The sequence below is a fragment of the Collinsella sp. AM16-21 genome (assembly GCF_003471905.1).
GTDB lineage: Bacteria > Actinomycetota > Coriobacteriia > Coriobacteriales > Coriobacteriaceae > Collinsella.
In genome coordinates this window covers 54,375-80,623 of sequence record NZ_QRKJ01000001.1, presented here as the reverse complement: position 1 = coordinate 80,623, position 26,249 = coordinate 54,375, and the positions used below count along the sequence as shown (strand labels likewise).

Here is a 26,249-nt window from a genome sequence, read left to right as displayed (position 1 = left end):
ATGCGCGCATGTAATGTTGAGATGTCGCGCCGAGGGTTTGCCTCAGCGCTTGCCGCGGGCGCGTTGTCGCTTGCGCTCGCGGGCTGTGGCGGCGGGGCTGCCGGTGCCGGGTCCGCCGCGGGCTCGGCTGCCACGGACGGCGCCGGTGCTGCTGCAGAGTCGGTCGAGGTGCATGTCGCCTCGCTCAAGGGGCCGACCTCGATTGGCCTGGTGCAGTTTATGGACCAGGCCGCAAACGGCGAGACGGACAACGAGTTCGACTTTGCGATCAACACCGCCGCCGACGAGATCGTGCCCAAGGTCATTCAGGGCGATATCGACATTGCCCTGGTGCCAGCCAACGTGGCGAGCGCGCTCTACAACAAGACCGAGGGCGCGGTGCAGGTCATCGACATCAACACGCTGGGCGTGCTGAACGTTGTGACGGGCGATGCGAGTGTGGCCTCGTTTGGCGACCTGGCGGGTCGCACCGCCTACATGACGGGCAAGGGCACGACGCCGGAGTACGTCATGAACTACCTGCTGGAGCGCGCGGGCCTGACCGGCCAGGTGACGCTCGAGTTTAAGAGCGAGCCCACCGAGGTGCTGTCGGCGTTGCTTGCCGATCCGTCTGCCGTGGGCGTGCTGCCGGAGCCGTTCAAGACCGCTGCTATCGCCAAGAGCGAGGGCAAGCTGTCGGCACCGGTGAGCCTGACCGATGTGTGGGACGAGCTGGCAGGAGACACGGGCTCGCGCTTGCTGACGGGTGTGACCGTGGTGCGCCGCGCGTTTGCCGAGGAACATCCCGAGGCCGTGGCGGAATTCCTGAGCTGCCACGAGGCGAGCGTGAAGGCTGTCAATGCGGCGCCGTCAGACTGGGCGCAGGCCGTGGTCGATGCGGGTATCGTCGATAACGCCACGATTGCCGAAAAGGCGATTCCCGGGTGCATGCTCGTGTGCCAGACGGGGAAAGATATGAAGGCGGCGCTCGGTGGGTACCTACAGGTGCTGGCCGATGCGGACGCGAGCGCCGTGGGCGGTAAGCTTCCGGCTGACGATTTCTACTACATGGAGTAGCTCGTGCGTGCGTTTGCTCGACAAATGACTGAGCGTGCGAAGGCGGTGGCGGCAGTAGGTGCCGTCGCCGCCTTTTGGCTTGCCGTGTGGATCTTTGCGGCGGCGCTGGTGGCGCAGCCGTTGATTTTACCGGGGCCGGGCGCGGTTGCCTTGGCGCTGCTGCGCCTGGTGTGCGATGGCGGTACCTGGGCGATTTTGGCGGGCTCGGGCGCGCGGATACTGGGCGGGCTGGCGCTTGCCGCGGTGTGTGGTGGCGTGCTTGCCGGGATTTCGTCACGGTCGCGGGCGTTTGCGCGCCTGGTGGCTCCGGCGCTGTCGTTTGTAAAGGCGACACCGGTCGCCTGCGTGGTAGTCCTGCTGCTCATTTGGCTGGGATCGGCGCGCGTGAGCATCGCCGCTGTTTTTTTGATGGCGCTGCCGGGCGTGTATTTCTCGCTGGCCGAGGGCTTGGCGCAAGTGAACAAACCGCTGGAGCAGATGTTTCGCCTGCATGGCGTACGGGGCTGGCGCCTGTTTTGCGCCCATACCTGGCGCGAAGTTCTACCGTTTGTGCTTTCGTGCGCGCAGTCGGTGATCGGCATGAGCTGGAAGGCCGGCGTGGCAGCCGAGCTCATCGGCATGGCGGTGGGCACCGTGGGTGAGCGCATCTATCAGGCGAAGCTTTTGATTGAGACGGCTGATCTGCTGGCGTGGACCGTGCTGGTCGTTGCCGCCTCGTGGGCGTGTGAGCGCGTGCTGGTGTGGCTGCTGCGGGTTTCGGGACCCGTGGCGTGGCGCGTGGCCGTGCGGGCGCATGGACGCGGCGCTCGCGGGCGTGCGGGGGCTGCCGGGGGCGGCGCTGCGGCGGAGCTTGCGCTCGCCGTGGGCGAGCGGGCGCCCTGGGCTCCGGCGCTCGACGGACTGACACTCTGCGTGCCCGCCGGTGGGCGCGCCTGCGTGATGGGCACCTCGGGTGTGGGCAAGTCGACGTTGCTTGCGCTGGCTGCGGGGGAGTGCGCGCCGTGCTCCATGGTGTTTCAGGACGCGCGCTTGGTTGAGGACGTTTCGGCTTTGGAAAACGTGCTGGTGTGCGCCGACGCGCGCGTGGACGCCTCGGGTGCCGCGGCCCTGCTGCGCCTGTTGGTGCCGGGGGTCGATTTGCATGCTCGCGTGGCCGAGCTCTCGGGTGGGCAGCGTCGTCGCGTCGAGATTGCCCGAGCACTGCTGTGCCCGGGCGGCGCGGTGATTCTGGACGAGCCCTTTACCGGCCTGGATGTCGTCGCGCGCGATGCGACGGCCGAGGTCGTGCTCGATCTGCTCGACGGTCGCATGCTCCTACTCGCCACACACGATGCCGCTGACGCTCGGGCCCTCAATATCTCGGACATCATCACGCTCTAAATACTAACTTAGCAACAAAATGATCCGTTTTTCTCCGTCCCCATGGGGTCGGGTGTGGTATTCTATCTGCGGGGTAATACTTAGGAATACCAAGTAATACCAACGCCGCAGAAACAAACTCCGGATGCGGGCCAATCGGGTTGCCTTCACAGCCCGTCGCCCAGCCGCGTGGCCCGCATCTATCCGCACCACCGTCGTTTCAAAAAGGAAGCGCCATGGCAGAACACATGACCCCGGTTGTCGCGAAGGTCTTGCCCGAGGAAAAGGCGGCCTTCGCGGCGGCAACCCAGCTCGTGGGCACCACGCCGTCCAACGCCATCCGCATGTTTATCGCCGCGTTCAATCGCTGCGGCACCTTCCCGTTCGACATCTCGCCCAACGGGGCCTTTGGCAAAGACTGTCCCCAACGGCTGGTCGTTGAAGAACGTCCCCAATGACTAGTCGTTGGGGACGTTCTTATATGACTACCCGTCGGGAGGAGGTTGGCATGCTCAATGCGCTGGTTTGGGCGCTTGCCTGTTTTGGCGTCGTCGCTGCCGATATCGCTCTGAGCGTGGTTTTGTTCTCCGCTCTGGGCGTCGCATCGGTTTTCATGGGCTTTTCGATTGACGACCTCGATATTCAATTGCTTCAGGCTGCCGCGCAGATGGCGTCGTTTTTGATGGCGCTGCTGTGGTGGCGTTATCTGTGGCCGCGCTCGTTTATGACGCGCTGGCAGGGCGAGCGCCCGCTTGGCGGGGGAGCAGGCAAAGCATGGAGGCGCATCGCCTGCGTTATCGTGATCGGCCTTGCCCTGCAGGTGGTCGTTGGCTACGTGACCGACGCCGTGCTGTCGCTGTTGCCCGAGGTCGCGGCCGACTACAGTGAACTTGTCGAGGAAACAGGCATGGGCGACACGAGCTACCTGGCCGTCCTGACCACGGTGCTCGGCGCTCCGTTTTGCGAGGAGTTGCTGGTGCGCGGCATCATTTTTGAGTTTTCGCTCCGAGCATTTAACCCGCAGTGCCGTCCGCTCTGGAAGCGCCGGCGTCGTGCGGGTGCGCAGGACGGCGCCATGGTGCCTTGGGCGGCCCCGAGCACGTGGGGTATCGCCGCGGCAATCGTACTGCAGGCGGCAATCTTCGGCTTTATGCACATGAATTGGGTACAGGGCTGCTATGCGGGCGCTGCCGGCCTCATTTTTGGCTGGGTGCTCGTGACGACCGGAAAGCTCCGCTACACGATCCTGTTGCACTTTGCCTTTAATGCCGGCTCGTATCTCATGACGTTGCTCTGGTTTGTGAACACGCCGTTCGACGTGATAATCACGGTCGCAATCGCCGGCGTGATCCTGGTGGAGGCAATGCGCTCGCTGCGCCAAGCGTGTGGGATGGACGCAGCGAGAGCACCATTTCGCTAGTTGCGGCGACCGCCTCCGTTGGCACCCTGACGCCCCTGAGCTGCGCGGTTGCGGCCTGCGGTGTTCTGCGCGCGCGACATGCCGCCGTGACCCTTGCTGCCCTTGGGTCCCTTGCCGGCGGCGTCACCGTGCGGCTTGCCGCCCTTCTTGCCGGTGCCATGCCCACCGCCAGCAGACGTCTCGCCCGGGCGCGGCGGCACGGGGCGAATCAGGCAATGCTTGGTGTAGCCGATCAGATCGCGACGGCCAGCCTTTTCCAGTGCCTCGCGCACGAGCTTGTAGTTCTCGGGCTTGCGGTACTGGATGAGCGCGCGCTGCATGGCCTTCTCGTGCGGGTCGCGCGCTACATAGATCGGCTCCATGGTGCGCGGGTCCACGCCGGTGTAGTACATGCAGGTCGACATGGTGGACGGGGTGGGGTAGAAGTCCTGCACCTGCTCGGGCATGTAGCCCATGTCGCGCACGGCCTCGGCAAGGTCCACAGCTTCCTTCATGGTTGAGCCCGGGTGGCTCGAGATCAGATATGGCACCACGTACTGCTTGAGTCCGTATTCGCGGTTCAGACGTTCAAACTTACGGCAGAACGCATCGTAGACGGCGCGGCTCGGCTTGCCCATCACGGACAGCACTGCATCGCTCACGTGCTCGGGCGCTACGCGCAGCTGGCCCGAGACATGGTGCTCCAAAAGCTCGCGCAAAAACTCGTCCGAGGCATCGGCCATGGTGTAGTCAAAGCGGATGCCGCTGCGGACAAAGACCTTCTTGACGCCCGGCAGCTGGCGCAGGTCGCGCAGCAGCTGCGTGTAGCCGCTCTCGTCGACCACCATGTTCTTGCACACGCTTGGCCACAGGCAGCGCTTGTTCTTGCATACGCCGTGCTTGAGCTGCTTGTCGCAGGCGGGACGGCTAAAGTTTGCCGTCGGTCCGCCCACGTCGTTGATGTAGCCCTTAAACTCGGGATCGTGTGTGAGCAGCTCGGCCTCGCGCATGATCGAGTCGTGGCTGCGCATCTGCAGCACGCGGCCCTGGTGGAAGGTGAGGGCGCAAAACGAGCACTCGCCAAAACAGCCGCGGTTGGAGCTAATGGAAAACTTGATCTCGGCAAAGGCCGGCACGCCGCCCGCCGCGTCGTAGTCGGGATGCCAATCGCGTGCGTAGGGGAGCTCGGCCATCTCGTCCATCTCATCGGTGGTGAGTGTTGCCGACGGCGGGTTCTGTACCACATAGACGCTGTTGGGGTAGGGCTCTACCAGGCGATGTCCGGTGATGGGGTCCATATTCTGCTGCTGCACGTTAAAGCTGCGCGCGTAGTTGAGCTTGTCGGCGGCAAGGTCGTCCCAGCTGGGAAGCAGGTCGTAGTCATAGACCTCGTCGAGCGAGCTGGTGCGGTAGACGGTGCCGTTGATATAGGTGATCTGATCGACGGGCAGTCCGGCGTCGAGCGCGTCAGCGATCTCGACGATCGCGTGCTCGCCCATGCCGTAGATGAGGATGTCGGCGCCCGAGTCGAGCAGTACCGAGCGCTTGAGCTTGTCCTGCCAGTAGTCGTAGTGGGCCAGGCGGCGCAGGCTTGCCTCGATGCCGCCGATGATGATGGGAGCGTCCTTGAACGTCTGGCGGATGAGGTTGCCGTAGACCGTGACGGCACGATTGGGGCGGTGCCCCTCCTCGCCACCGGGGGTATAGGCGTCGGTGTGGCGGCGGTGCTTGGTCACCGAATAGTGGTTGACCATGGAGTCCATGTTACCGGCACTGACGAGAAAGCCCAGGCGAGGCTCGCCGAGCACCGTGATGCTGGCGGGGTCGGTCCAGTCGGGCTGACAGATGATGCCCACTTTGTAGCCGTGCGCGTCGAGTACGCGGCTGATGATGGCCATACCAAAGCTGGGGTGGTCCACGTAGGCGTCGCCGCAGATGTAGACGAAGTCACACTGGTCCCAACCGCGCGCGTCCATATCGGCGCGGCTGACGGGGAGGAACTTATCGCGGCCCGGGCGCCAGGGACGGGCGGGCGCTGCCGGGGTATGAGCGGCGTGGCCGCCCTGGGCCTTGCCGCTGCGCTTTTGCTGCTGGCCCTGTTTGCCCTGCTGACTGCGCTGGTTATTCTGAGCGTGCTGAGGCTTTTTTGCCACGATCCCTCCCGGTGTTTGTATGCTGCACGTAATTGTAACCAGTCTTTTTGGGACGGGGCTAAAAAGACTGGTGGAGTACACGAGGCGTCGGGCATCGGGTGTGGCGCCGCGCTCACGGTTTGTTTCCAGACTGTGTATCTGCGCATTGGGAGACCCGTCTCGTGGGCGCGCCATGTTGTCAATGGGTTACAGTATGAACGGCGGCTATGTTTCCGCCAACGCACGAGAGGGTCGTCAACAAGGAGGATGCACGACGATGCAGCGTGCCAAACAGATATCGGAGTCTATTGAGCTGGGCATCATCTTGGCGCTCGCCGGTGGCTTTATGGACGTCTATTCGTACATAGGGCGCGACCATGTTTTCGCAAACGCTCAGACGGGCAACATCCTGCTCGTGGGTGTAAGCATCTCGGAGGGCAACTGGGCGCTGGCGGGACGCTATTTCTTCCCCGTGGTGTCGTTTGCCGTGGGCATTATGCTTGCCGACCTGGTTCACGAGCGGTTTGGCAGTGTGATTCACTGGCGCCAGGTGACGGTGTTCTTTGAAGCCGTCATCTTGCTGGGCGTGAGTTTTATTCCCGGTGGCGATTTCAACCTGCTCGCCAACTGCTTCACTTCGTTTGCCTGCGGCATGCAGGTCGAGAGCTTCCGCAAGATCCACGGTCACGGCATCGCCACGACCATGTGCATCGGCAACTTGCGCAACGCACTGCAAAACGTGGACGATTACATCATCACCCACAAGCGCGGCTTTTTGGAAAACGGCCTGCTGTACTTTGGCGTGATCTTCACCTTTGTGTTTGGCGCCGTGCTGGGCAACTGGTGCATCGAGCGCATGGGGCTGCACGCCATTGCGGTGGCGAGCATGCTGCTGTTTATCGCGTTTGCCATCATGTTTATCGATCGCGAACGCGACTTGCACAGGAAATGGGCCCGCATCGTAGCTGACTGGCAGACCACGAGTCTTAAGCGCTAAGGTGCATGTTCGTAACAACATTCAGGAGCCAGAAAAACTATCTAGCTCCTGAATGTTGTTACGAACTGCTTTTTGCGATTTATTCGAGATGCTCTTCAATCCGAGCCCTAAGAAGGGCAATGGCTGTAGGTATTCCAATTGCGGCGGCTAATTCGGCTTTATCCAAAACCTGTATGCTAAAGCACGATTGTTTATCACATTGAAGGACGATAACTGAAGATAGCTTCACTTCCTGTTGGCTGAATATATCGTAATCTCCAAATAGGAAGTTACCTTTTATTGCGTAATTCGGTATGTTCGTTACGCACTTCATCTCAAGTCTGTTTAGACCATAATCGAACACCGCAACTTCCTTGTGTTCGATGATGAGCGCAACCCTGGGCATGTTGCTAAAGCCACCGTCGACGACAGTGAAGAGTTTTTCATTCGCATCGTCATAAACGGTATATTTAAGACTCGATAGCTGTCCTAGTGGACCCGTGAACCCATGTCTTTTGATGTTGAGGTTGTCTCCCGCTGGGTTGATGAGAGCCAGAGTATGCGGATAAGGATTACCTTCAATTGAGATTCGATATTCGTTTGTAGCCGTCTTGCTCGATTTAGGACCAGTAGCCATCACGCGTCATCGCCTCGATCGAATTGGAACCGTCTTCTACTTCGTGCGGAGAATTGCGCTGTACGTTGCGGTACATGCAGCTGCAATAACCGCATGGGCAATTTCTAACAAAATGAATGACGCTATTTGCTGCATGCATTTTATTTACTATAAAGTATCCTTTTATAAACGTATTGTCAAACATATATTGCTAAAACAGAAACAATTTATAGACTGAGTTGGTCGTATTCTTTGGGCGATTGCTCCTATAATCTAGCCTTCGCTGCTGTCGGGAGGGAAGGGCTAAGGCCCCGTTAGTATGTTGAAGCGCTTTAAACTATTTGACGTTCTCACGTGTTTTTTGTTTCAAAAGCGTTAGGATGGGACTTATAGTGCGGGGCGTAACGGGTGCCCCGCGCACGATAGGAGGCTATCAATGGCTAATCGTTTCGTTCTCAACACCATTTCTTACCATGGTTCCGGCGCCATCAAGGAGATCCCCGGCGAGCTCCAGCGTCGTGGCTACAAGAAGATCTTCGTCTGCTCCGACCCCGATCTGGTCAAGTTTGGCGTTACCGCTAAGGTGACCGACGAGCTCGACGCCGCCGGCATCGCTTGGAGCCTCTACTCCGAGATTAAGCCCAACCCCACCATCCAGAACGTCAAGGACGGCGTCGAGGCCTTCAAGGCCGCCGAGGCTGACGCTATCGTGACCATTGGTGGTGGCTCCTCCATGGACACCGCCAAGGCTATCGGCATCATCATCAACAACCCTGAGTTCGCCGATGTCCGCAGCCTCGAGGGCGTTGCTCCCACTAAGAACCACGCCGTGTTCACCATCGCTGTGCCGACGACCGCCGGTACCGCTGCCGAGGTGACCATCAACTACGTCATCACCGACCCCGAGAAGGTCCGCAAGTTCGTGTGCGTCGACACTAACGACGCCCCCGAGGTCGCCGTCGTCGACCCCGACATGATGGCTTCCATGCCCGCCGGCCTGACCGCTTCCACTGGCATGGACGCTCTGACCCACGCCATCGAGGGCTACACCACCAAGGGCGCTTGGGAGCTCTCCGACATGTTCCACTTTGAGGCTATTAAGCTGATCAGCGAGAACCTGCGCGACTCCGTTGCCGAGGCCAAGTCCGGCCAGCCCGGCTCTGGCCGCGAGGGCATGGCTCTTGGCCAGTATGTCGCCGGCATGGGCTTCTCCAATGTCGGCCTGGGCATCGACCACGCCATGGCTCACACCCTGTCCGCTCACTACGATACCCCGCACGGTGTCGCCTGCGCCATGCTGCTGCCGATCGCCATGGAGTTCAACAAGCCGGTTTGCACCGAGCGCCTGGCCAAGGTCGCCGTCGCCATGGGCGTTGACACCACGGGCATGAGCACCGACGAGGCCGCCGATGCCGCCATCGCCGCCGTCAAGCAGCTCTCTGCCGACGTGAACATCCCGCACGTCTGCGAGGCCATGAAGGCTGACGAGATCGAGGTTCTGGCCAAGGACGCTATGGCCGACGCCTGCTTCCCGGGTAACCCGCGCGAGGCGACGCTCGACGATGTCATCGAGCTCTTCAAGAAGATCTGCCCGGCTGCCTAGTCTCGTTTGGTGGTCCTTCGCCCGTAGGCATATAGTCTTTTGACTTGCCGCTGGCCCCGCCGCGCTACGCGCGGCGGGGCTTTTTGTGCCGTGTCGATGCCCCGAGATGGGTAAAGCCAAGGCATACCGCCCGCTGCGGATAGGTGGCGCACTTCCCAGCGTGCATTTTTGGGAGTATTCAGCAAGCTCTTAAAAATGCATAACGTTTTGAATGGCCCGTAGTGGCCCGCAGACGCCCATCGACAGCCATTGTGGGTGGGCTATCGATGAGTGGAGGGGGTTGTTACTGAGTTTCTGCTTTGCGACGACCCGCAATACTGCTGTAACCGCATCGTTTTGTCGTTTGTGATGGGGCCGTTGGGGCCCACGGTGCTGAATACTCCGTTTTTTGCACGGTCCAAAGTGGGGTACCCTGAGACGAAGCAAGAAGATGCCTCATTTTTATGCAGAAATCGAAAAGCTTTATGCAAGATTCGGATTTTAAACCGTGCGCGTGCGCAAAATCGGCGCGAGGACGTCTGGAGGTGGCTCGGCTTCTAGGGCATTGCACGTGTAGAACGGTTAAAATCGGGATTCGGTCTTAGTTTTATTTGGAAGGATGCATATGGGTTCCAATATCGATGCTTCTCTAGAGGAGACGCTCTCCTATATCGCGGGACAGCTTAAGACGCTGACTTCTATTGCTTCGCCTACGGGCTATACCCGTGCGGCGACTGATTATCTAAAGGAGACCCTGCGTGATATGGGCTTTGGCCCTGAGCGTTCCAATAAGGGCAACGTGCTGGTTGAGCTTGGCGGCGAGGGCGAGCCGCTTGTTTTGGCGAGCCATGTCGACACCCTGGGCGCCATGGTACGCTCCATTAAGGACAATGGCCGCCTGCGTCCCACGACGCTTGGTGGGCACCAGTGGTCTACGGCCGATGGCGAGAACTGCACCGTCTACACGCGTGACGGCAATGTGTACACGGGTGTGGTTCTCAACACCGAGCCTTCGGCGCACGTGGCCGACGAGCCGGTCAAGACCATCGAGAAGAACATGGAAATCCTGCTCGACGAGAATGTCGACAGCAAGGATGACGTGCTTGAGCTGGGCATTCAGACGGGCGACATCATCGCTATGGATCCGCGTACCACGGTGACGGAGAGCGGCTACATCAAGAGTCGCTTCTTGGACGACAAGCTGTCGGCCTCCATTTTGCTGGGCTTGGCGCGTGCCGTCGCCGCTGGCGAGGTGACGCTCTCGCGCAAGGTGTCCCTGCTCTTTACTGTGTACGAGGAGGTCGGCCACGGCGGCGCTTTCGTGCCGGCCGACACGCGCGAGATGATCAGCGTGGACATGGGCTGCGTGGGCGACGACCTGGGCTGCACCGAGCGCATGGTGTCGATTTGCGCCAAGGATTCGGGTGGTCCGTACAACTACGACTTGGTAACCACGCTGTCCAACATCGCGCGCGAGCTGGAGCTCGATTACGCCATCGATGTGTACCCGCACTACGGCTCCGACGTCGAGGCCACGCTCTCGGCCGGCTACGACATTCGCCATGGCCTGATCGGCCCCGGCGTGTACGCGAGCCACAACTACGAGCGCAGCCACATGGACGGCGTGCTTAACACCTACGAGCTCGTCCGCGCCTACGTGCAGCGCTAACGATGCAGCGGCCTCGGCTGACACAGCAGTACCGACCGAGGCCGTCCTCTCTAAGTTGCGGTGAAATAGGGACTGTTTGGCGGTTTTAAACGCTTAAACAGTCCCTATTTCACCGCAACTTATGAAGGGGATGGGGCTACCTGATGGCTGCCGTGACGGTGCCGCCGCCCAAGACGACGTCGCCGCGGTAGGCAACGACTGCCTGGCCGGGGGCGATGGCTCGCTGCGGCTCGTCAAAAGTTAGCAGCATTTGCCCGTCTTCGCCACGTGCAAGGGTCGCTGCCTGGTCCTTTTGACGGTAGCGGTATTTGGCGCCCACGCGAATGCCGTCGGCGTCCAGCTCTGCCTCCATGCGGTCGGCAGGGGCGCTCCAGATCCAGTCGTTGGCCGTGAGCGCTGTGGCCGTCAGGTCCTCGGCCTCGCCCAGATGCACAATGTTGTTGGCGGCATCGACGCCCGTTACGTACACGGGGTGCGCCATCGCGACGCCCAGGCCCTTGCGCTGGCCGATGGTATAGCGCAGTGCGCCGCTGTGACGTCCGACCACGCTGCCGTCACGCCATACAATATCGCCCGGCTCGGCGGCATGTCCGCAGCGGCGCTCGATATAGCCCGCGTAGTCGCCGTCCGCGATAAAGCAGATATCCTCGCTCTCGGCTTTCTGGGCGTTGATAAAGCCCTGCTCGGCGGCAATGCGGCGAACGTCGCGCTCTTTGTCCAAGCCTGCCAGCGGAAAGATCGTGCGTGCCAGACGCTCTTGCGTGAGCGAATACAAAAAGTAACTCTGGTCCTTTTTGGGATCTTCGCCGCGATGTAGCTGCCAGGTGCCGTCTGCCGCCTGGCTTGTTTTGGCGTAATGTCCCGTTGCGATGTAGTCGCAGCCCATGTCCAGCGCCGCATCGAGCAGCGCGCCAAACTTAATGTGGCGGTTGCAGATAATGCACGGATTGGGCGTCAGCCCTTCCTGGTAGGCGTTCACAAAGAGCTCGATAACGCTGTGGTCGAAGGTCTGCTGCAGGTCGAGCGCATGGTGCGGAATGCCTAGGCGCTCGGCGACGGCCTTCGCGTCGGCGATGTCGCGGTCGACCTTACTCATGCCCGTGACGGGATCGGGTGCGGGGCAGGTGAGGCGCATGGTGGCACCGACACATTCGTAACCCTGACTTTTGAGCAGATACGCGGTCACGCTGGAATCGACGCCGCCGCTCATGGCGACGAGCACGCGCTTATTGTGCATGGGGAGGTTCTCCTTGGTGGCATGTGGCCAAAAAAGAAAAGCGGCGCGGGAGGCTGGTTCCGCGCCGCAGACATTGTAGCAAGTTCGGGCGTCGTGTGGGACACCCTAACGAGATGGGCTCAGGCTGCCAGAAGAGAGGGAAGAACGGCGTGCCTTGGGCCTATCGACAAGTGACGGGCCCTTAGTCCTGGAAGAGCGCCGTGGACAGGTAGCGCTCGCCGGTGTCGGCGAGCAGCGCCACGATGGTCTTGCCCTCGTTCTCGGGGCGCTTGGCCAGCTGCAGTGCGGCCCACACGGCGGCACCGGACGAAATGCCCACGAGCACGCCCTCCTTGTGGCCCACGGCGCGGCCGGTGGCAAAGGCGTCCTCGTTCTCGACGGGGATGATCTCGTCGTAGACCTGGGTGTCGAGGACGTCGGGCACAAAGCCGGCGCCGATACCCTGGATCTTGTGCGGGCCTGCCTGGCCCTTGGAGAGCACCGGGGAGGTGGCGGGCTCGACGGCGACGACCTTAATCTCGGGGTTCTGCTCCTTGAGGAACTCGCCCACGCCGGTCACGGTGCCGCCGGTGCCAACGCCGGCGACGAAGATGTCGACCTTGCCGTCGGTGTCGTCCCAGATCTCGGGGCCAGTCGTGGCCTTGTGAATGGCCGGGTTCGCGGGGTTCACAAACTGGCCGGCGATGATGCTGTTGGGAGTCTCCTTCTGCAGCTCCTCCGCCTTGGCGATAGCGCCCTTCATGCCCTTGGAGCCGTCGGTGAGCACGAGCTGCGCACCGTATGCCTGCATCAGCTTGCGGCGCTCGACGGACATGGTCTCGGGCATGGTGATGATCACCTTGTAGCCGCGGGCCGCCGCCACCGAGGCGATGCCGACGCCGGTGTTGCCGCTCGTGGGCTCGATGATGGTGTAGTCGCCGCCACGCACGAGCTTGCCGGCCTTCTCGGCCTCGTCAATCATGTTCTTGGCGACGCGGTCTTTAACGGACCCGGCGGGGTTGAAGTATTCCAGTTTGACGAGCACGCGGGCCCTGAGGTCCTCGTCGGCCTCAAAGTGGGTGAGCTCCAGAAGCGGGGTGTGGCCGATAAGCTGATCGATGGACGTGTAAACATTGCTCATGGTGAACCTCCAAAGTGTTCAAATGACTGGATACCGTGTGGTTTTACGGTGTTTCTAGCAGCGAAACCCACAAACCTTATAGGTTGTTCGTTTAGCTGTTGGGAAGCATAGTAGACACTAAAGCCTAGTAATGCAATAGGAAATAGGAGATTATTGCAAGTTGATTAACCATCTTGACCGGAACGGGTATTTTCAAAGTCAATTTTTCGGCTAGAATTTCAACGGACTAAAAGACCGAAAGGCAGCACTATATATGTTGGTTTCTACTAAGGGCAGGTACGCCCTGCGCGTTATGGTCGACCTGGCCGAGCACCAGGCGACAGGCCGTATCCCGCTTAAAGAGATTGCGGCGCGTCAGGGTATTTCGGAGAAGTACCTCGAGAATATTCTGGCTACGCTCGTGCGCGCCAATATGCTCTCGGGCATGCGCGGCAAGGGCGGCGGCTATGTGCTCACGCGCCCGCCCGAGCAGTACACGGTGGGCGAGATTCTGCGCCTGACCGAGGGTAGTCTGGCACCGGTCGCATGCCTGGACGGCGACTGCAAGGGCTGTTCGCGTTCGGATGAGTGTCCCACACTCGATGTGTGGAAGAACCTGGACAAGCTCATCAACGACTACCTCGATGGCGTGACGCTCGATCAACTTGTCGCTCCCAACGAAGGCTACGATTACGTCATCTAACCCACACCTGCCATTTGGGGACGGGGTGGAAATGGCAGATTCTCTCGCCCTTTGAGACTTGGCAAATAAGAAGGCCGCCCATTTTTGTGATGGGCGGCCTTCGTTTTGGGCTGTTGAGACGGGCGCGGCCGGAATGGCCGTTTTAGCCCTCGGCGATGCTGTCGAGGATGCTGCGCATGATGGACACCAGGATGCTGCCCATAAAGGCCGATCCAAAGCTGGCGATGGAGATACCCGCGCCCAGCAGATTGACCGACAGATAGCTGGCCAGCTCGAGCATAAAGCTGTTGACTACGAGCTGAAAAATACCCAGCGTAATGATCGTGAGCGGCAGCGAGATAACCGTCAGAAACGGCTTGACGAGCGAATCGACGATGTTCAGGAACAGTCCCACGAAGGCGAAACAGACCCAGGCCTCGGCAAAACCGAAGGGCTGGATGCCGGGGACGAGGAACGTGGCAATCGCGATGGCGATCGAGGTAAAGAGCCAGTTAAGCATAAAGCGCATGGTGTGAATCCTTTCTTGCGCAGGGTGCGTCGGTGTCGCGTGAAGCGGTTTGCTGCGGCGGCTTGGACGGCCGCTCGGGTGTGCCGCCTTGTTCGGCCGCCCATTGTCTCAGATATTCGTGGAGCTTACGTGCGCATTCGGTTTCAAAACGGCGTTCGTCCTGAAAAACGCGCCGCTGGCAGAGAGTCTTGTCGCTTTAGTTTGGTGGTGTGCTACACTGCTACGGGCAAAAGCCACAGGCGTTGCCCTATTGCATAGAACGGGCGAACGATGCCCGATGTCAGTATCAACTTCGATGCCTTATGGCGGGTTTGGCGGTGATCGATGAATATCGAGAACATGTTTGACAAGCCTGATGTCAAGCAGCTGGTCCACGCATTTAGTCTTTTGGATGACGAGAAGGATATCCAGGCGTTTTTGACCGATATCTGCACGCCGCGCGAGATCTGCGATCTTTCGCAACGTCTGCAGGTTGCGCGTTATCTGGATGAGGGCGAGCCTTATGTTGAGGTTCAGGCCCGCACCGGCGCTTCGTCCACTACGGTGAGCCGCGTGTCCAAGGCACTCAACGGCGAGTACGGCGGCTATCGCAAGATCCTCATCAAGCTGGAGGATGGCGAGTAGGCCAGCGACAAAAACGAATTGCGCAGAACCGTCCCTTCGGGGGCGGTTTTTTGATCCCTTGGGGACGGAGGAAATCTGTTGGCGTGGGGCAAATGTGTCCGCGCGGGCGGGTAGGATGGAAGCACTGATTATTGCGAACGGTTTGAGTGGAGGACCATGCCTGTTCGAATCTATACCACCAACGCCGGCGCGGATTTGAGCGATGCCGAGGCGGCGCTGCTCGCCGACCTGGTTGCCCGCCACGGGCGTGCCGTTTTGCTGGCGCCTACGTTTGCCGAGCTCGATCTGTGCCGTCATGATGCGGCGGAAGTTGGGGTTTCACTGGGTATCGATTACAAGACCCCTTCGTCGTGGCTTCGCTCGCTTTGGGAGCTTTTGGGCGACGGGCGCGGTTTCGTCGACAACCTGCAGCGCCAGATGCTGTTTTCGGACATGGTAGCGCGTCTCGACGACGCCGACCTGCAGCCGCTTTCGCGCAGCCAGGGCACGGTGCGTATGCTCGCGCGTATGGCTCGCGATGTGCTGCCGGGTGTGGCAGGGACAGGTGCCGAGCGTTGCTGCGACAACGTTTGCAAGCCCAAGCCCAGAAGCGACGCCGAGGCTCGCGTGTTTGAACTTTTGTGCGCCTATGCGCGCGGTTTGGACCGTCGAGATATGGTCGAGCCCTGCGAGGCGGCTGACATTATGGCCGGCGCTTTGGCCGACAACCTGCCGGCGTGCACCCGCGCCGTATGCGTGCGCGGTATCACGTCGTTTACGCACGGCCTGCTCGAGTTGCTGTCTGCCGTGGCAAGCAACGGGGGAGAGGTTGTCGTGCTGCTCGCTTGCGAGCAAGCGGCGATGCGCGAGGACCTGGCTGCCGCCTTTGATGCCCGCGGCGTGCTGTTTGAGGTTGCACCGCTGGACGAGGATGCCGGCGCTCCCGCGATTGCTCCAAAGTCCGTCGTACGTCCTGCCTTTGTGGAAGTCGCCGGGCCCCATGCCCGTGCCCGTGTCTATGCGGACGTCATCGATAAGATGGTGAAAGCGCGCAAGGAGTCCAAGGTCAACGATGCCGCCTCCGCACCCGTCGATCCCGTGCGCGTACTCGTGGTGTCCGCCCGGGCACCCCAGCTGTTCGGCGAGCTTGCCGCTCGTTTGGCGGCGCGCCACGTTGCTGCCGAGACGGCCGAGTTCACGGCGTTTTCCCAATCCATTGCGGGCAGGCAGTTCACGGCGCTCGCCAATCTGATCGAGCGCATGAAGGCCGCCGACGAGGGCACCGCCTCCAAGACCGAGTGGTGGCCCGCCCCGGAGCTTACTGACTGGATCTACAGTCCGCTTTCAGGCGCCGATGCCGCCAGCGCGCGAACCTTCGATAAGAACATGCGACTGTCGCGCAGCAAGACCACTGCGGGCGTCAAGAGCCTGCTGCAGAGCGTGCAGGGCCAGGTGAGGGGCGCGCGTAAAGCGGCGAGCGACGAGAACTGGTTTAAGAACGTGCCGTGCGTGGTCTCGGACGTGTTCCAGGCGCTGTGGCGCGACAAGCCCGTGGCGGCGCTCAAGGCCATGCTTGCCGTTGCCGAGGCACTGCCCGATCGCGCGCTTGGTGGTCTCGACGGTCAGGCCCGTCGCCAGGCGGAGGTGGCCCTGCTGCGCCACGCGATCGACATCCTTATGAACGATGCTCGCGCGCTCGACGTGTCGCAGGCCGCGACCGTGCCCGTGCTCGATGGCATTCGCACCAAGGTGGACAAGCGTAGCACCGCCTACGATTACGAGACCTACGAGGTTGACCGTGCGCCACGTGCCCAGGTTCGCTTTACTTCGCTTGCCGATGCGGCGGCCCTGCGCCCCGGCAGCTACGATGCCGTGCTGTTTGCCGATGTCGATCTGGACAGCTATCCGCTCTCACACGAGGAGGGGCCGCTGGCCACGCTGACGGCGAGCCTTGGTCGCGAGGGCGTGACGCTTGAGCCCGCGGCTTTGCTGCGCGTGCGCTTTGGCCACGCGATGCAGACGGCACGCGGTCCGGTTGCGCTTGCCCGCGTGACGCACGATCGCCAGGCACGCGAGTGCTATCCAGCCGCCGTGTGGACCGAGCTGCGGGCGCACGCCGAGGCCGCTGACGCTGCTAAGGCCGCTGACGCCGACAAGGCCGCTGACGCCGACAAGACCGCTGACGATGCCAAGGCCGCTGACGACGCTAAGGCCGCTGACGCCGACAAGGCGAAGTGCGTGGGTGAGGGCGATATCGTAAGGGACTTCGATCCCGCGGCAGGCGAAGGTCTCAAGCGCGAGCGCGTGACCTGTGAAGCCCCTCAGCATCTGAGTGCCGAGGCCGTGCCGTATTTGGTCCTGCGCCGTCGTGACGGCGAGGACGAGGACGCGCCGCTCGTGCCGCGTCTGACGTCCGCCTCGCAGATCGAGGCCTATTCCACCTGCCCGCTGTGCTGGTTCGTGTCGTATCGCGTCAAGCCCCAGTCCATCGATGCGGGCTTTGGCAACATGGAGAAGGGCAACTTTGTCCATGACGTGCTGGAGCACTTGCATGCGCGTCTTCCGCAGGAGGGCATGGAGCGCGTGACGCCCATGAATCTGCCGCGCGCGAAGGAGCTGCTGCACGAGGTCTTTGCCGAGACCCTGGCCGAGCACGCCGGCAAGCGCGGTACCGAGGGCCCGCTGGTGCCGCTCTCCCCGGTGGAGGAGCGTCAGGTGGCCGAGATTCTGCCGCAGTTGGAAGGCGTGCTCGCCTACGAGTCCGAGGCGCTCGCGCCCTTCGCGCCGCGCTATCTGGAGTTTGCGTTCAACGAGCTCCAGGTCGAGTATGCCGGTTGGCCGCTCGGCGGGCGCATCGACCGCGTGGATGTGGATGCCGAGAATCGCGCCGTGGTAATCGACTACAAGCATCGTTCGGGTGTCGAGGAGTTTAAGCTCGCCGACCCCACGGTGCGCGACGAGGAGTCGGGCGAGGCTCCCATCGACGACCCGCGCTGGCTGCCGCCCCATACCCAGACACTCATCTACGCGCAGGCCGTGCGTCGGGCGCTGGGCCTAGATACCCGCGCAGCGCTCTACTTTTCCACCAAGGGCGGCAAGCCCGCGCTGCGCGGCGCCGCAAGTGCCGAGCTGCTCGAGGAAGAGCGCGGCGACGGTCGCATCCCGGGCCTTAAGAAGGGCTTTCCCGGCGAGGGCGGCAACATGGACTTCGATGCGCTGCTCGACCGCGTGGAGACCGGCATTGCCGAGCGCCTGCGCGAGCTCGAGGCGGGCGACGTCGCCGCTGTCGATCCGACATCGGCGCAGGCCGCGCATGCGCGCTGCTCGTATAACCACGAAGGAACGTTTGTAAGGAGGGACGTGTAGACCATGGATCTTTCGACTTTGATGCCGCAACAGCTGCAAGTCGTCAAAACGCTCGACCGCCCGCTGTTTGTCTCGGCGGGTGCCGGCTCGGGCAAGACCTTTACCCTCACGCGCCGCATTGTCTATGCGCTCTCGCCCGAATCCGGTCCGTTTGTCGAGCATCTGGACCAGGTGCTCGCCATTACCTTTACCAAAGATGCCGCGGCCGAGATCCGTGACCGCGTGCGCCGCGCGCTCATCGACGAGGGTATGGACGAGGAAGCCCTGACCGTCGACGATGCGTGGATTTCGACCATTCACGGCATGTGCTCGCGTATCCTGCGCGCACACGCGTTGGAGCTGGGTATCGATCCCGAGTTCACGGTGCTCACCGATACCGACGAGCTTATGGACCAGGCTGTTGAGCATGTGCTGGCCCGCGCGACGGCGCCCGATGCCGCCCCCGAGCTCGCGGCATCGCTCAAGGCCCTCTACGCCTGGTATCCCATGGCGGGCGAGGGCGGTCCCTTTGGCGCCGGCACGACCATCAAGGGTCTGGTGCGCGACCTGCTGGAGCTCTCGAGCCAGCTGCCGGGCGGTATGGACGACGTGCGCGTGGCGCGCGGCCAGGCCGACACCTCGGCCCTTGCCGATGCCTATCGATCGGCGTTGGGCGCAAGCAAGGCCGCGACCGAAAAAGCGCAGACGGCGCTCGATGCCATCGACGCGTTCGAGGCGAGCGGCAAGACCATGGCCGATGCGGCGCGACTCATGATGTCGTGCACCATGCCGCGCGCGAGCAAGGCATTCCCTAAGGAGCAGGTGGAGCTACTCAAGGCAGAGGCCGCCGATGCGTTTATCAATATCGTGCTGGCCTGCGGCGGTCCCGCGCTCGAGGCGCTGGTGGGGCTTGCCCGTGCTGTAGAGGCTGAGTACCGCGCGCTCAAGGCCGGCCAGTCTGCCCTCGACAACAACGATCTGCTGCGCATGGCCTACGAGGCCCTGCGCGATTACCCGGCCATCCGAGCGGCATACGAGGGTCGCTTTAAGATGGTCATGATCGATGAGTTCCAGGATACCGATCAGATGCAGGTCGACCTGATCCGTTACCTGACGGGTGCGGGGGAGCGCGCGTTGTGTACCGTAGGCGATGCACAGCAGTCGATCTACCGCTTCCGCGGGGCGGAGGTCGAGGTGTTCCGTCGCCAGGAGCGCAAGGTGGGCTCGTCTGCCGCGCCCGAGGCGACTGCCGCGGCCGACGCCCCTGCTGGCGAGCTCGTTAAGCTCGTGCGCAACTTCCGCAGCCACGACGAGGTGCTACGCTATGTGGCTCGCGTCTTCGACGGCGACGACGGCGGCCTGATGCAGGGCTTTTTGGATCTTGAGGCGAGCGACGGCCGCAAGGACACGCTGGTGGCAGACGCCTCGCGTCGTCAGGCCCTCTTTGTTGCCGGCGGCAGTACGCAGGAGCGCACACAGGCCAAGGCCCGCGCGATCGCAGAGCGGTTCCGCGCGCTTGCCGATGCCGGTCAGCCCCAGGGCGGCATGGTGCTGCTGCTGGGCCGCATGACCAACGCCGACGTCTATGCCCAGGCTTTCCGCGACCAAGGACTCGACTGCGTGATCGCGGGTGGCTCGGTCTTTGCCCAGGCAGCCGAGGTGCAGACGGTGCGCGCCCTAGTCTGCGCGCTCGCCAATCCGGCCGATACGGCGCAGGGCCTTATGCCGCTGCTGGCCTCGCCGATGTTTGCGCTCGGCGCCCAGGAGTTCCTGGCGCTGGCGACCAAGCTGGACGACCAGACGGGGGAGACCTCGCGCCGCAACATCGACGCGGGCATCATGAGCGATTCCGATGTGCCGGGCTTGCAGAGCCTGCCGCTCGTGACGCGCGCCCGCGAGGTGCTATGCTATGCGCTTCGTCGTGTGGGCCGCGATTCGTTCGCGGCGATCGCGCGCGACGTGGTCAACGCTTCGGGCTGGTTTGTGCGTCTGGCACAGCGTGGTCCCGAGGGCAAGGCCATTGCCGCCAACGTGCTCAAGGCGCTCGATGCTGTGGTTGAGGCCGAGGCCGAGTTCGGTAACTCGCCGCGCTCCATTGCGCTGGCCTTTGACCGCTTCCTGGCGGGCAAGGAAGCCCCGGGCGCGCTCAACGAGGAGGGTGACGGCGCGGTACGAATCATGACCGTGCATGCGTCCAAGGGCCTGGAGTATCCGGTCGTGGCGGTTGCGGAGTGCTTTGGCGTGCGCAAATCGTCCGGTGCGGCACAGATGGGTCGCGTCGAGGGCGGAGCGCAGGTCGTGGCACTGCCTGCACGCTTCGACGGCGTTAAACTCGCGGACGGCACGTTCGTAAAGGGCGATGACGTCAAAAAGCAGTTTGAGCGCGCGTTTAAGGGCAAGGGCACGTCGCTGTGGCTGCCGCCAGAGCTCATGGAGGATGTCTGCGCGACGGGTTCTCCCGCCGAGGCATTTGCTCACTTGCGCAACGACGACCTGCAGCTTTCGCTCGAGGAGCGGGCTCGTCTGCTTTATGTCGCCATGACGCGAGCGCGCGAGCTGGTCATTCTGGCGATGGATGCCGGCGTGAGCCGCGGCAAGCTGTGCGCGCCGACCTTCGATGTCGAGACCGATCTGACCTACGACGTGCTGCGTCGTATTCTGCCGACGGACGGCCTGGACATGCCGCAGCTCGATGCCGACCGTTTGGTGTTCGACAACTCCCAGCCGGGCGACTACGAGCTCATCTCGCTGGCTGACTTTGCTTTTGGCGAGCAGTCGTTTGAGGCCAATGCTTCGCTTGATGCCGAAGGCAGGCTTGTCCGCGGCGATGCGGAGCCGGAGGGTGCCGGTGCGGATGCCCGCGCCGCCGTTCCCGGTCCTGCCGACCCCGAGCCCGATGCGTTTGAGCTCGTGTATCCCCAGGCGGTGGGCGTGCGCATGGGCACCTGCCCGTATCCGGCGCGCGATTCGTACAGCTACTCGTCAATTGCCGCGGCGCTGCATGCCGAGTCCGAGGACCGTGCCGCCGAGGCACACGTGCCCATGGACGAGGCCGGCGATGATGCGGAGTCGGATGGTTCCGAGATGACGGATGCGGACGTGGCTGCTGTCGAGCCCGCCGGCAACCCCATGGCGCTGGGCTCGGCGTTCCATGCCGCCTGCCAGTGGCTGATCGAGATGGGTGCCGATGAGCTGCCCGCCGCGCGTGCCGATGCGCTGGCGCGTCTGTGGCGCCTGACGCCGGAGCAGCGCGAGCGCTTCGACGTTGCCCTGGACCGCTGGCTCAAGTCGGCGGTCCGTGCCGAGCTGCTTGCCTGGCCGTGCGTTCGCGCCGAGGTGCCGTTCTTTTCGCTGGGCTGCGAGGACAAGGACATTGCCCGCTACGGTGCATATGCCGAGGGCGCCATCGATGCACTGGCGACCGACCCGGCCGATCCGTCACGCGCACTGGCCATCGACTACAAGACGGGTGGCACGCCGGATGAGACACCCGACCAGCTGTTCGAGAAGCACGCCCTGCAGGCGCGCGTCTATTCGGATGTTCTGCACAAGGCGGGCTTTAAGACGGTGACGGTCAAGTTCGTCCGCGTGGAGCAGTCCGATCCCTCCAACCCCGCCGAGTCCCAGGTGATCACCTACAACCTCTAGCTCACCAGGGCCGTCCGCACGCCCAGTCTCCCCATAACTTGCGGTGAAATAGTTCCTGTTTTACGGCCCAGCTGGCTCCATCAGGAACTATTTCACCGCAACTCAGAATCAGTCGGGGGTGCGGATTACGCGGATGAAGTTGCCAATCAAGGGTGCGGATTACGCAAATTTACACTTGACGTTCATCTCGGGTGGGCCTATAAATACATGTGATGGGTTGTTATCCCTTTGGGGAGCATGGCCATCCGGATTCCGTTCGTTATTCAATTGCACATATATTCGGGTGTCACTTTAGGGCATGACCGTAGGCAAGTAGGGTGCTGCTTTCTGCCGAGGTCATGCCCTTTTTGTTCAGCTCCGAATGAGTGCCCTATCATCAAGAGAGGAGGTGCATCGATATGCTGGCGATCAGAAAGCTCAACAATAACGCCGTGATTTGTCGAGATAGTCGCGGTCGCGAGGTCGTGGCGCTCGGCAAGGGTGTCGGCTTCGGTGGTGACTTCCCCCGGGAGCTCGCGATGGACCATATCGAGCGCACGTTCTATAGCATCGATGCCGAGGGGCAGCGTATCATGCAGGATCTTCCTGCCGATGTGGTGCTGTTTACGGCAAAGATCATGGATATTGTAGAGAACGAGCTGCCTTACGAACTCAGTCCCAACGCCGTGCTCATCATGGCCGACCATATCGCCTTTGCGATTGCGCGGCAGAGGAAGGGCATTCGTTTTGATATGCCCCTTACCTATGATGTGCAGCAGCTTTATCCGCTGGAATACAAAATCGGCCGCTACATTACCGCGCGCGTGCGGCAGGAGTTGGGCGTCGAGCTGCCGCGCGAAGAGGTGGCAAGCATCGCCATGAATTTGGTCAATGCAAAGACTGGGGCAGAGGTTACTGTGGCAAGCGATCGCGCCCAATCGTTTGAGCGCCTGCTCAACGATGTCACTGATATCGTCGAGTACGATTTCCGTACCATCATCGATCGGGAGTCTTTTGAGTTCTCACGGTTTGCGACACACGTGCAGTATCTGTTCAAGCGTATCAAGGGTAACGATAGCCTCAGCAGCGCCAATTTGCCGCTTTATGCGAATTCGCGCGAGGAGTTTCCCGAGCTTGCGCAATGCATCGACCACATCTGTACCTATATGAAGCGGGAATGGCATACGGAGCTCACCGACGAGGAGAAGCTTTACTTCATGCTCCATGTCAACCGTATCTGTACGAAGGCGGAATCCGGCACAGCCGGACGCTGACAACCCAGGCCAGAAGGATTGTAACCTGTGTTAGGGCAGGGCATGACCTCCGAAAGTACGAGAACCATCTCGTGCCACGACGATTCGTGGCGTAAAAGGAGGAATGATGACTAACTATCAAAAACTCGCCCAAAGAATCATCGAAGAGGTGGGCGGCAAGGCGAATGTTTCAAGCGCGACGCATTGCATGACGCGTCTGCGCCTCGTTCTTAAGGACGAGGGGCTTGCAGATGACGCCAAGCTCAATGCGATTCCCGAAGTGATTAGCGTGGTGCACGCTGGCGGCCAGGTGCAGCTCGTAATCGGGCCGACCGTCGACAAGGTCTACGACGCGGTATGCAGGGAAGGCGGCTTTGAAGTCCAGACGGCGATTGATGAAGATCTGGACGCAGCAGAGAGGCTTCCCTGGAAGGAGCGGTTCGCTCCGAAGCGCATCGGCAATCTGATTCTCGATGCGGTGAGCGGCTCTATCGCTCCCATTCTGCCCGTGTTCTGCATCGCGGGTATCTTCCGCATGTTCACCATTTTGCTTGGTCCGGAAGGCGCGGGCCTTCTAGCCGCGGAGGGCAGCATGTACCGGCTCTTCACCTTGGTGGGAGACGCGGCATATTACTTCCTGCCGATCTTCGGTGCCTATGCGGCGGCCAAGAAGTTCCAGACGAGTCCTGTGCTCGCGCTCATGACGGCTGCTATTATGATTCATCCGAGCATGCTCGCTATCGTCGAGGAGGGCGCTCCGTTCGACGTCTACGGCATCCCCATGACGCTGGTGAATTACACACAGTCGGTGCTTCCCATCATCCTCATCGTGTGGATTCAGTCCTACGTAGAGGGGCTTATCAAGAAGCATTGCCCTGACATGCTGCGCATCCTCGTGATTCCAGTGGGGACCATGCTCATCATGCTGCCGCTTGCACTCTGCGTCTTCGGCCCCGCCGTCTCCTTCATTATGGGCATCATCGCCGATATCATCATCTGGCTCGGCGCGAACGCCGGTCCGCTGTGCGGTCTGGTGGTCGGTGCGACGTGGAACCTCGTGATCGCTACCGGCATGCATGTGCCGATTCTCACCGCTATGATGCCCGGCTGGCTTGAGGTGGGCTATGACGCCGTGTGCACTCCGGGTACGACGGTGGTTGTTTACGTGACGCTTGCGGTCGCGCTCGCCTACGGCATCCGTGCAAAGGGCAAGGCTAACCGTCAGCTCGGTTGGACTACCTTCGCTACCTATGCGCTCGGCCGCGTATCCGAGCCCATCATTTACGGCATCCTCTTGCGCGATAAGAAGGCGCTCGCTTGGTCGATGATCGGCGGCGCGGCCGGCGGCCTTGCATGCGGTCTGCTCAACGCGCGCATCTTCGTCTTCTCGGGAGTCGGCTTCCCGTGGATGAACGTCATCAAGTTCAGCCAGGACATCATTCCGGGCGCCATCAGCTGCGCGATTGGCTTTGCGGTGACATTCGCCCTCTGCATGGTCTTTGGCTTCGACAATCGCGAATCGGGCGAGAAGGAAGCCGAGGAGGCCCTTGAGGCTTAAGCGCTGCATCTAGAAGGGTGCCTTAGCGCAACGAGTCTCTTCTCGGAACTGGGGCCCCATGAACCCGGACGGGCACCGCTGCATGGTGGTGCCCGTTCGCACTAAAAGCAAGATAAGGAGGACTCCCATGCCATTGCGTTCTGATTTCCTCTGGGGCGGCGCGCTTTCCGCCAACCAGTGTGAGGGTGCCTGGGACGAGGGCGGGCGGGGGCTCGCCAACGCGGATCTTCTGCCGTACGGGCGGGACCGTCTCGCCGTCATCAGGGGTGACGACGTTCCGCTCGAGCCGCTGTCCGACCATTACTACCCGGCCCAACAGGCCATCGATTTCTATCATCATTACCGCGAGGACATCGCGCTCTTCGGCGAGATGGGCTTCAAGGCTCTGCGCCTCTCCATCGCATGGAGCCGTATATTCCCCAACGGGGATGACTCCGAACCCAACGAGCAGGGCCTCGCGTTCTATGAGGATGTGTTTCGCACCTGCCTCGAACAGGGCATCGAGCCGGTGGTGACGCTCAACCACTATGACGTGCCCATGCATCTTGTTACGGCATACGGCGGTTGGCGCAACCGCGCTCTCGTGGGCATGTTTGAGCGCTTCGCTCGCACTGTGTTCGCACGTTACCGCAATCAAGTGCGCTCTTGGCTCACGTTCAACGAGATCAACATCATGACCTCTGCGTGCTTCATGGCGGCAGGCATCGTGTTTGATGAGGGGGAGGACCGCTACGTCTCCGTTCATAACGCGGTGCATCACGTGCTCGTGGCGAGTGCTTGCGCGGTGCGCGCCTGCCATGAGATCATCCCTGGTGCGCAAATCGGCTGCATGCTCAATGCGGGTATTTTCTATCCTGCTACCTGCAACCCTGCCGACGTTAAAACGGCTCAGGACGAGAATCGCAAGCACTACATGTTCACCGACGTGCAGGTGCGCGGCCACTATCCGTGCTACATGCTCACGGAGTATGAGCGTCAAGGGTTCGCGATTCCTTGGGCGGAGGGCGATGAGGAGGTCCTTGCGCAGAATCCGGTGGACTTCGTGGGCTTCTCTTACTACTCGACGCGCGTGGCGCAGGCAAACACCGAGGGGCAGTTCGACTCCAATCTACTCAAGAGTGCCCCCAACCCTTACCTCAAGATGGAGCCATGGGGCAGATTCATCGATCCCGCAGGGCTGCGCATCACCATGAACGACATATACGACCGGTACGAAAAGCCGCTCTTTATCGTGGAGAACGGTCTCGGAGCCCCGGATGAGCCGGATCAGAACGGCTTTGTGGATGATGGATACCGTATCGATTACCTGCGCGAGCACATCCAGGCTATGAAGGACGCCGTCGAAATCGACGGGGTGGACCTCCTGGGCTACACGTGCTGGGGACCGATCGATCTGGTTTCGGTCGCAACGGGCCAGATGCGCAAGCGCTACGGTTTCATTTATGTCGACCTCGATGACGAAGGACACGGCACACGTCGGCGCAGCAAGAAAAGATCGTTCGAGTGGTATCGCAAGGTAATTGCCTC

At 61.6% G+C, this 26,249-nt stretch carries 18 protein-coding genes and 1 pseudogene; 14 read left to right on the top strand and 5 right to left on the bottom strand.

The window, feature by feature from the left end; translation table 11 throughout:
* From DW180_RS00295 to DW180_RS00280, 4 genes are all read left to right on the top strand, one after another.
* A complete protein-coding gene (locus DW180_RS00295) occupies positions 1–1,056 on the top strand; it encodes an ABC transporter substrate-binding protein (RefSeq protein WP_118236871.1) in 1,056 nt (351 codons plus the stop codon).
* 24 nt (positions 1,057–1,080) lie between these two features.
* Positions 1,081–2,436, top strand: coding sequence for an ATP-binding cassette domain-containing protein (locus tag DW180_RS00290; protein WP_118236869.1), 1,356 nt, complete (start codon positions 1,081–1,083; stop codon positions 2,434–2,436).
* 215 nt (positions 2,437–2,651) lie between these two features.
* The gene (locus DW180_RS00285; protein WP_117778481.1) at positions 2,652–2,873 is read left to right on the top strand and encodes a hypothetical protein; all 222 of its coding nucleotides are present in this window, start codon (positions 2,652–2,654) and stop codon (positions 2,871–2,873) included.
* A 50-nt stretch (positions 2,874–2,923) separates the two neighbouring features.
* A complete protein-coding gene (locus DW180_RS00280; RefSeq protein ID WP_158567698.1) occupies positions 2,924–3,835 on the top strand; it encodes a CPBP family intramembrane glutamic endopeptidase in 912 nt (303 codons plus the stop codon).
* Here DW180_RS00280 and DW180_RS00275 read toward each other — a convergent pair.
* A complete protein-coding gene (locus tag DW180_RS00275) occupies positions 3,832–5,967 on the bottom strand; it encodes a YgiQ family radical SAM protein (protein WP_233545117.1) in 2,136 nt (711 codons plus the stop codon). The genes DW180_RS00280 and DW180_RS00275 overlap by 4 nt on opposite strands.
* Before the next feature lie 256 nt (positions 5,968–6,223).
* Here DW180_RS00275 and DW180_RS00270 point away from each other — a divergent pair, with 256 nt between their 5' ends.
* On the top strand, positions 6,224–6,943 hold the full coding sequence (locus DW180_RS00270; RefSeq protein WP_118094498.1) for a YoaK family protein: 720 nt from the start codon (positions 6,224–6,226) through the stop codon (positions 6,941–6,943).
* 79 nt (positions 6,944–7,022) lie between these two features.
* Here the strand turns inward: DW180_RS00270 and DW180_RS00265 are convergent, their stop codons facing one another.
* The gene (locus DW180_RS00265) at positions 7,023–7,559 is read right to left on the bottom strand and encodes a hypothetical protein (RefSeq protein ID WP_117757906.1); all 537 of its coding nucleotides are present in this window, start codon (positions 7,557–7,559) and stop codon (positions 7,023–7,025) included.
* 415 nt (positions 7,560–7,974) lie between these two features.
* Between DW180_RS00265 and fucO the strand changes: the two genes are divergently transcribed.
* Both fucO and DW180_RS00255 read left to right on the top strand, forming a co-directional pair.
* Positions 7,975–9,141, top strand: coding sequence for a lactaldehyde reductase (gene fucO / locus DW180_RS00260; protein ID WP_117759609.1), 1,167 nt, complete (start codon positions 7,975–7,977; stop codon positions 9,139–9,141).
* Between the two features lie 604 nt (positions 9,142–9,745).
* The gene (locus DW180_RS00255) at positions 9,746–10,789 is read left to right on the top strand and encodes a M42 family metallopeptidase (protein ID WP_118236865.1); all 1,044 of its coding nucleotides are present in this window, start codon (positions 9,746–9,748) and stop codon (positions 10,787–10,789) included.
* A gap of 136 nt (positions 10,790–10,925) precedes the next feature.
* Here the strand turns inward: DW180_RS00255 and mnmA are convergent.
* Positions 10,926–12,029: pseudogene (gene mnmA / locus DW180_RS00250) on the bottom strand (tRNA 2-thiouridine(34) synthase MnmA); the annotation flags it as partial.
* 178 nt (positions 12,030–12,207) lie between these two features.
* Positions 12,208–13,146, bottom strand: a complete 939-nt coding sequence (gene cysK / locus DW180_RS00245) for a cysteine synthase A (RefSeq protein ID WP_117758743.1) — start codon at positions 13,144–13,146, stop codon at positions 12,208–12,210.
* A gap of 253 nt (positions 13,147–13,399) precedes the next feature.
* Between cysK and DW180_RS00240 the strand changes: the two genes are divergently transcribed.
* The gene (locus tag DW180_RS00240) at positions 13,400–13,828 is read left to right on the top strand and encodes an Rrf2 family transcriptional regulator (RefSeq protein ID WP_117564502.1); all 429 of its coding nucleotides are present in this window, start codon (positions 13,400–13,402) and stop codon (positions 13,826–13,828) included.
* Positions 13,829–13,970: 142 nt separating this feature from the next.
* On the opposite strand, the gene DW180_RS00235 is transcribed toward DW180_RS00240, so the two are convergent.
* Entirely contained in the window at positions 13,971–14,336 is a 366-nt protein-coding gene (locus DW180_RS00235; protein WP_055250947.1) for a phage holin family protein, read from the bottom strand.
* Between the two features lie 324 nt (positions 14,337–14,660).
* Between DW180_RS00235 and DW180_RS00230 the strand changes: the two genes are divergently transcribed.
* From DW180_RS00230 to DW180_RS00205, 6 genes are all read left to right on the top strand, one after another.
* On the top strand, positions 14,661–14,960 hold the full coding sequence (locus DW180_RS00230) for a YerC/YecD family TrpR-related protein (protein ID WP_022094855.1): 300 nt from the start codon (positions 14,661–14,663) through the stop codon (positions 14,958–14,960).
* A 156-nt stretch (positions 14,961–15,116) separates the two neighbouring features.
* Positions 15,117–18,305, top strand: coding sequence for a PD-(D/E)XK nuclease family protein (locus tag DW180_RS00225; RefSeq protein WP_118236863.1), 3,189 nt, complete (start codon positions 15,117–15,119; stop codon positions 18,303–18,305).
* Positions 18,306–18,308: 3 nt separating this feature from the next.
* Positions 18,309–21,932: a UvrD-helicase domain-containing protein gene (locus DW180_RS00220; RefSeq protein ID WP_118236861.1), complete on the top strand. Its 3,624-nt coding sequence runs from the start codon at positions 18,309–18,311 to the stop codon at positions 21,930–21,932.
* A gap of 398 nt (positions 21,933–22,330) precedes the next feature.
* Positions 22,331–23,185 (top strand): PRD domain-containing protein, encoded by an 855-nt coding sequence (locus tag DW180_RS00215; RefSeq protein WP_117564499.1) that lies wholly within the window; start codon positions 22,331–22,333, stop codon positions 23,183–23,185.
* A gap of 106 nt (positions 23,186–23,291) precedes the next feature.
* Positions 23,292–24,722, top strand: coding sequence for a PTS transporter subunit EIIC (locus tag DW180_RS00210; protein ID WP_117564498.1), 1,431 nt, complete (start codon positions 23,292–23,294; stop codon positions 24,720–24,722).
* A 127-nt stretch (positions 24,723–24,849) separates the two neighbouring features.
* A partial coding sequence (locus DW180_RS00205; RefSeq protein ID WP_199569839.1) for a 6-phospho-beta-glucosidase occupies positions 24,850–26,249 on the top strand: 1,400 nt, incomplete at its 3' end.